Below are 6,838 nucleotides of genomic sequence, written 5' to 3' on the forward strand. Positions count from 1 at the left end.
GCGCTCAGCCCGGCTTCGCCGCCTCGTCCCCCAGGAAGAAGGCCACCGCCCGCCCCACCACCCAGGGCACGATCACATGGTCCCCATCGAAGGGCTGCAGCGTGAGGTCGTGCCCGCTCTCGAGCAGCCGCCGGGCATGCGGATGGGCGCTGGTCTCGATCGGCAACTGGCTGTCCGAGCGCCCGTGCGCGAGAAAGAAGCGCGGCGTGCCGGCCTGCGCGAAGCTGTTCATGAAGCCGGCCGACAGGCCGATCACGTGGCTCGCCACGTCGCCGTTGGTGAGGCCCAGCGACAGCGCGTAGCTGCCGCCGTCGGAGAAGCCCGCGAGCGCGAGCCGCGCGGGGTCGAGCCAGAAATGCCGCGACACGGTGGCCAGTGCGTTGTCGAGCCGCTCGAGGTCGGGGCCATGGCCGCCGACCACGATGTCCCAGGTGGCGTACATCGACTGCGGCGCCAGCAGCAGGAAGCCGCGCGAACGCGCATGGGCGACGAAGTGCGGCAGCACGCGGTTGGCCTCGCCGCCCGCGCCATGGAACATCACGAGCAGGGGCAGCGGCGCATCGGCGGGCAGGCCCTCGGGCACCACCAGCACCGCATCGCGGCCCTCGTCGAAGCCCAGGTCGTGGCGCCCGGGCGGCAGCGGCTCGTACAGGGGCGCGGCACCGGGCCGGAAGGCCATGCGGCCCGTGAGCGCGCCGCCGAACAGGGTGGGGTCGATCATGCGGTGGCTCCGGGCGATGCGGCGGGCGCGATGCCGCGGAACACCGCGCACTGCGCGAAGGACTGCGTCGACAGCGGCAGTTCCTTGCGCCGGCAGTACTTGCTCGTGAGCTTGAGCAGTTCCTTGATGTCGCGGCCGCTGGCGCCGGCGTAGTCGACCACCAGCCGGTCGATCACGGCCGCGGGCAGTTCCACGCCGAGCTGGGCCGACAGCGTGGCCCACAGGCGCCGCGCATCGTCGGGCCCGGGCGGCTGGTAGTCGATCACCGCGATGCAGCGCGAGAGGATGGCCTCGTCGATGTCGCCGACGCGGTTGGTGGTCATGAACAGCAGGCCGCTGAAGTACTCGAGCGTGCGCAGGAACTCGGCCACGATGGCGTTGTGCTGCAGGTCGTTGTCGCGGCGCCGGATGTAGACGTCGGCCTCGTCGAGCAGCAGCACGCAACCCCAGCGCGCAGCGCGCTGCAGGATGCGCGTGAGGCTGGTCTCCACCGAGCTCGCCGTCACGCCGAGCTGGCCCGAATGCACGCGGTACAGCGGCTTGCCGACCACCTCCGCATAGACCTCGGCGGTCAGCGTCTTGCCCAGGCCGGGCGCGCCCTTGCACAGGATGGTGGTGCCGCCCGACTTGCCGGGCACCACGTCCTCGACCAGGAAATTGCGGTCGGCCGTGAGGATGTCGATCAGGTCGCGGTGCGCCTGCGGCAGCACCAGCCGCTCGCGCAGGCCGGGCTGGTACCGGTACTCCTGCACATGCTGGGCATGGACCCAGATGTTGCGGTGCCAGTCGAGGTGGAACAGGTGCAGGTAGCAGTGCTGGGGGATGCGGTCGAAGCCCTGGGCGATGCCGCTCTCGCGCCAGTGGTGCGGATCGGCCGCCAGGTCGAAGCGGCGGCGCAGCAGCTCCTCGTCGTTCACGCAGCGCACGGCGGCGGCCTCGGGCAGCCGGTGGCACTCGAGCGCCGCGCGCGGGCCCTCGCCCGCGGTCCACACGCTGCCGCCGACGGTGAACTGCGCTCCGTGCTGCGGTTGCAGCTTGCCGAAGCGCTCGAGCTGCATCTCGTACTCGCGCTTGAACTCCGCGCACTCCTTGTGAAAGCCGTGGTCGGCGAACAGGTCGGCCAGCGTGCGCTGCGGCAACTGCTCCTCGTAGAAGCTCAGGCCCCAGGTCATGCCCGCGAAGCGCAGCCGGGGCTCGGAGGGCGGCTCGCGGCCGGCGGCCTGCAAGGTGTTGGCGAGCAGGCCCACGAGCACGTAGGCATTGCCCTCGGTGGGCTTCACCAGCCGCACCGTGTGGACCAGCCAGGGCAGCAGCACGCCGTCCTTGCCGCGCTGGTAGAGCCAGCCGTCGATGGCGTCGCGCGCCAGCCATTCGGTCAGTGCCGGCACCATCGCCTCGAGGTTCGCGATCGGCTGCAGCTGCGATTCGCCGTTGAGGTTGTCGAGCGCAAGCAGCTGGAACACCAGGTCGCGCGCGCCCTTGCCGAGGCTCAGCTGGTAGAGCAGGTTGAGCGAGCGGCCGTCGAAGTGGCGGCTCGACACGACGCGTATGCCGCTGCAGGCCCCCTGGCCGCCCAGCTGGAGGCCCAGCGGCGACTGCGCGCCGACCTGGCTGCGCAGGACGGCGGCCAGCATCTCCGGTATCTCGAGTTCCACGGCGTCTCCTCGTGTCGCCTGTCCATGCTAGCCCGGCGCGGGCGCCCGGCGATTGACCTGGGTCAAGCCCGTGGGAAGATGGCCCGACGCAGACAAGGAAGGAAAGCGCCCATGCCCTCGCCCTCGAAGACCTCGCTGTTCACCGCCGCGAAGGCCTGGGACGCGGCCTCGGTCCAGGCCCAGCTGGCCCGGGCGCCGGCGCTGGTCGGCGCCACCGATCCGCGCGGCCGCGCGGCGATCCATCTGGCCTGCACGGTGAAGGCCGAGGGCGCGCAGCTCGCGGAACCCCACGGGATCAGGACCGTGACCGCGCTGCTCGATGCGGGTGCCGACCTCGAGGCCGAGGTGCCCATGGACGAGGACGAGGGCGACTTCCGCGCCACGCCGATCTGGTACGCGGTGGCGCGCGGCGAGAACCTGCCGCTGGTGAAGTTCCTCGCCAAGCGCGGCGCGAACACGAGCGGGTCGCTGTGGGCCGCGGTGTGGCGCGACGACGCGGCGATGTGCCGCGTGCTGCTCGCGAACAAGCCCGCGCTGAACCTGCGCGCGCACGGCGAAACGCCGCTCTTCTATGCGGCCCGGCTGCAGCGGCTCGAGACCCTGGCGCTGTTGATCGCGGCCGGTGCCGATGCTTCCGTGGCCGACGCGCAGGGGCGCGATGCGGTCGACATCGCGCGGGCGCGGCGTCTGCCGAAGGAGCTCATCGCGCGGCTCGAGCAATCGAAGCGATCGCGTCCCGCATAGATCCACGCAAGCGTCGGCTAGACCTGCGCGCGCTGGCGCGACAGGCCATCGACCCGCCTGAGCATCTCGGGCAGCCGGTACGCACCGGCCATCGCGCGGATGTGCGACCTGGCCTGCTCGAGCGGCATGCCCGCGGCCGTCACGAAGAGCGGGCGCGCGCTGTCGCCGCGCAGCAGTTCGGTCTCGGGCGGCGCCCCCGCGAACCTCGTCTTCGCGACGCCGATCACCGGGGTCGTGCGGCCGAGCTTGTCCCAGAGCACCGCGCCGAGGCCGTCGCGCGGCGGCGTGCCCAGCGTCACGTAGCCGTCGATGACGATACAGGCGAGCGGCTCGGCGACCTGCGCGAGCACGGCCTCGATGCAGGGCAGCTCGCGGCGGTAGAACGCGCCGGGCACATAGTCCTCGACCTGCGGCACCGGCACCAGGATCTCGCGCACGGGCGCGGTGTCATGCCAGTCCGCGAGCAGCAGCCCGGCGGCCATGGCGCCGCCCGACTCGGCGTAGGCGACATCGACGGCGAGGATCACGCGGGCTCGCCGGCCGCGAAGCCGATGCGGGGTGCGGTGATGCGGCCGTTCGCGACCGCGAGCACGAAGCGCAGGGTGTCGCCCTCGACGACGATCTGCACGCCGAGCTTCGCCGTCATGGCCTCGCCGGCGAGTTGCGCGCCGCCCCAGCTCGCCGCGATCTCGTGCGCGGACAGCGCCGCAATCTCCGCGCCCAGCCCGCGCCCCACCGATTCCGAGCGCAGCACGATCGTGTTGAGGCCTTGCTCGTGCCCGTCCATCGACACCTGCAGGCCGGGCAGCGCGAGCAGTCCGTCGCCCAGGCGCAGTTCGCCCGACAAGGCCGTGCGCCCCAGCAACGTGCGCGCCTGCGCGGTCAGCCCCTGGGCCTGCGTGCCGAGCCCCTGGCGCAGCATCGATTCGGCGAAGGGCGGAAGCCGCAGCTTGCCGCGCTCGGAGATCCACGGGCCGATCAGGCTCTTGCGGCGCTCGAACTCCACGCCCGCGAGCGGCGCCGACGCGAACTGGTAGAGGTAGCTGCGGCCGTTCGGCGCATCGACGTAGAAGCCGAGCGGGCTCACGCCCATGCGCGAGTCGGGGCCCACGTGCTCGACGGTGGCATCGTTGAAGTCGATCAGCCCATGGCGGATCGGCACGGTCACGTCGGCATCGAACAGCAGGTGCGCGTCGGTGATGCGGCCACGAACGGTGCCGTCGATCTCGCCGAGCGGGCCGAGCTGCCAGGCGTCGGCCGGCGGCGGTATCGCGGTGCCGTCGGCGGGATGGGTGGCCTCCCACAGCTGGCGGAAGGGCCGTGGCAGTACCAGCGGGCCGTGCAGCTTCAAGCCCGAGAACTCCGCGTCGCGGGCTTCGATGGCGCCCACGCGCAGTAAGCCGTTCTCGGCATGCACGCGCGCGACCAGTTCGTGCACGGCGATGCGCTCGATCTCCAGCACGAGCGCGCCCGTGGCCAGCCGCAGGGCCGTCGCTTCGAGCCGCGCGATCCGCAGTTCGCGCGTGCCGTCCTGCCCCGTGGTCCAGCGCACGCCCTCGAGCGCGAAGCGGTTCGGATCGGCATCGCCGCGCGCGCCGAGTTCCAGGCCCAGCAAAAGGTCGAGAAGGGACGCGGCGAGGGAAGCGCTCATGGTGGCTTTCTAGCAGACGGGCTCAGCGGCACATCGGAAACCCGCCCGTCTCCAGATGGAAGTGATCGCGGTGCGCCGCGTTGTACTCGGGCCCGAGCACGCCGCGAAAGAAACGGCAGGCGCCCAGGTGGGCGTCGTTCAGCAGCGCGGCCGAAGGGTTCGTGGCGTCGGTGCGCCAGTCCTTGCGCACGTTGATGCGGCGTCCGTCCGCGAGCACGAAGCCGGCCACGTCGAAGGCATCGGCCGTGGCGTGCCGGCTGCGTGGCGCGCCGGGCATCGCGCCTTCGCCGCGGTTCACGTTGCGGCAGGCATAGCTGCCGAGGTGATCGACCGCGGCGACCGGCTGGCCGAAGTGCCGCAGGGCCGCGGGCTGCAGCGCATGGTGCTCCCACATGAAGAAGGACAGCGCCATCGGGCAGCTCAGCGTCGGCGCGCTGCCCAGTCGCACGCCGGCCGAGCGCAGGCGCACCGCGTTCTCGAAGCCGCAGCCCGGGCCCGTGACGCGGTCGGGCACGCGCTCGTACTGCATGCCGGTGTCGGCCAGCGCGGCCTGGCAGCGCACCGGGTCGCCGCGTGCGCGGGCGAGCTTGTACGAAGTGAGCCAGTTGGGCGGGGCCGTCACGTCGAGCGGCGCCCAGGGATCGTGGCGCTCGGGCACCTCGATGGCGCCCGTGAAGACGGCCACCACGCCGGCGGCGATGGCGACGACCAGCGCGAGGGCCAGTCGGCGTCCGAAGCGGGCGGGTCGGTCTTGCGCGGGCGGCAGGGGCACGGGAGACGAAGGCGGTGAATGGCGAAAGCCTCATTGGGACCCGAGGCCGCGCGCGGCGCTGTCGGGATGATCGGCCAGCGCGTGTAGGCCGATGCGAACCGGCCCGGCGTCGCTCAAGGCCGGATGCAGTCGAGCAACACGCGGAACGCCGGCTCGATGTTCGCCTCCTCCACGCAGGCATAGCCCAGCAGCAGCCCGCGCCGCCCGTCGCCGCGCCGGTAGTAGCGCGACAGCGGCCGCGAGAGCACGCCGCGCGCCTGCGCCGCTTCCATGATCGCCACGTCGTCGCGGTCCTCGGGCAGCCGCAGCACCAGGTGCAGCCCGGCATTGCTGGCCTGCGGATGCAGGTGGTCGGGGCCCAGGTGCTCGGCGATCAGCCCGGCCAGCAGCGCGCGCCGGCGCGCATAGAGCACGCGCATGCGGCGGATGTGGGCGGCGTAGTGGCCCTGGCCGATCAGCTCGGCCAGCGCCACCTGCGTGATGGCGTGGCCCTCGCGGTAGAGGTCGGCATGCGCGGTGCGGAAATGCGCGGCCAGCGCGCGCGGCAGCACCATGTAGCCCACGCGCAAGCCCGGAAACAGCGTCTTGCTGAAGGTGCCGATGTAGATCACCGGGCTGTCGTCCTCGAGCCCCTGCATCGAGGGAATGGGCCGGCCCGCGAAGCGGAACTCGCTGTCGTAGTCGTCCTCCACGATCCAGCTGCCCGACTGGCGCGCGAAGTCGAGCAGCTCGCGCCGGCGCGCCAGGCTCATCACCGAGCCCAGCGGGTACTGGTGCGAGGGCGTGACGAAGATCAGCCGCGGCGCGCTGCCGCCGCGCGGCCAGCCGGCCCCGGGACCGTCGCCCTCGGCCTCCACGCGCAGCGGCCGCACGCGCCAGGCGCCCATCTGCAGCAGCTTGTGGAAGCCCCAGTAGCCGGGCTCCTCGACCCACACGGTGTCGCTGGGGTCGGCCAGCATGCGCAGCGACAGGTCGATGGCCTGGTGCACGCCCTCGGTGATCAGCACCTGGTCGGCATCGCAGCGCACCGCGCGCGCCACGCGCAGGTGCTCGGCCACGGCCTCGCGCAGCGCCGGGTGGCCGCCGCCATGCGAATAGGTCAGCAGCTCGGGCGCGGGATCGCGCCACAGGCGCGCGACGATGCGGCCGAAGGCGCGGTGCGGGAACTGGGTCACGTCGGGCACGCCGGGCATGAAGGCGCCCCACTGGCGCGCCGCGGCCGATGCATCGTCGACCAGCGCCTGGGCGCGCCGGGCCAGCCGCACCGGCGCGGCGCGGGCCGGCGCGGTGGAGCC

Annotated in this window: 7 protein-coding genes; 1 reads left to right on the forward strand and 6 read right to left on the reverse strand. The window is 72.6% G+C overall.

Features of this window, described 5'->3' with window-relative positions; genetic code table 11:
* Positions 1-4: 4 nt before the first annotated feature.
* Both AC07RM_RS14265 and AC07RM_RS14270 read right to left on the reverse strand, forming a co-directional pair.
* The gene (locus tag AC07RM_RS14265; RefSeq protein ID WP_495334961.1) at positions 5-721 is read right to left on the reverse strand and encodes an alpha/beta hydrolase; all 717 of its coding nucleotides are present in this window, start codon (positions 719-721) and stop codon (positions 5-7) included.
* Positions 718-2,376, reverse strand: coding sequence for an AAA family ATPase (locus tag AC07RM_RS14270; RefSeq protein WP_495334962.1), 1,659 nt, complete (start codon positions 2,374-2,376; stop codon positions 718-720). Before AC07RM_RS14270 ends, AC07RM_RS14265 begins: the two co-directional genes overlap by 4 nt.
* 111 nt (positions 2,377-2,487) lie before the next feature.
* Here AC07RM_RS14270 and AC07RM_RS14275 point away from each other — a divergent pair, with 111 nt between their 5' ends.
* Positions 2,488-3,120, forward strand: a complete 633-nt coding sequence (locus AC07RM_RS14275) for an ankyrin repeat domain-containing protein (protein ID WP_495334963.1) — start codon at positions 2,488-2,490, stop codon at positions 3,118-3,120.
* A 17-nt stretch (positions 3,121-3,137) separates the two neighbouring features.
* Here the strand turns inward: AC07RM_RS14275 and AC07RM_RS14280 are convergent, their stop codons facing one another.
* The 4 genes from AC07RM_RS14280 to pdxR all read right to left on the reverse strand — a co-directional run.
* A complete protein-coding gene (locus AC07RM_RS14280; protein ID WP_495334964.1) occupies positions 3,138-3,647 on the reverse strand; it encodes an endonuclease V in 510 nt (169 codons plus the stop codon).
* Positions 3,644-4,771 carry a hypothetical protein gene (locus AC07RM_RS14285; protein WP_495334965.1) on the reverse strand — a complete coding sequence of 376 codons (1,128 nt, stop codon included), beginning with the start codon at positions 4,769-4,771 and terminating at the stop codon, positions 3,644-3,646. Before AC07RM_RS14285 ends, AC07RM_RS14280 begins: the two co-directional genes overlap by 4 nt.
* 22 nt (positions 4,772-4,793) lie before the next feature.
* Positions 4,794-5,543, reverse strand: a complete 750-nt coding sequence (locus tag AC07RM_RS14290) for an extensin-like domain-containing protein (protein WP_495334966.1) — start codon at positions 5,541-5,543, stop codon at positions 4,794-4,796.
* Positions 5,544-5,656: 113 nt separating this feature from the next.
* A partial coding sequence (gene pdxR, locus AC07RM_RS14295; RefSeq protein ID WP_495334967.1) for a MocR-like pyridoxine biosynthesis transcription factor PdxR occupies positions 5,657-6,838 on the reverse strand: 1,182 nt, incomplete at its 5' end.

This window comes from Variovorax sp. GW821-FHT09B05 (assembly GCF_059418265.1).

Coding starts and splice junctions, on each gene's coding strand:
- AC07RM_RS14285 (WP_495334965.1), bottom strand. CDS start 4,771: ATGAGCGCTTCCCTCGCCGCGTCCCTTCTCGACCTTTTGCTGGGCCTG.
- AC07RM_RS14275 (WP_495334963.1), top strand. CDS start 2,488: ATGCCCTCGCCCTCGAAGACCTCGCTGTTCACCGCCGCGAAGGCCTGG.
- AC07RM_RS14265 (WP_495334961.1), bottom strand. CDS start 721: ATGATCGACCCCACCCTGTTCGGCGGCGCGCTCACGGGCCGCATGGCC.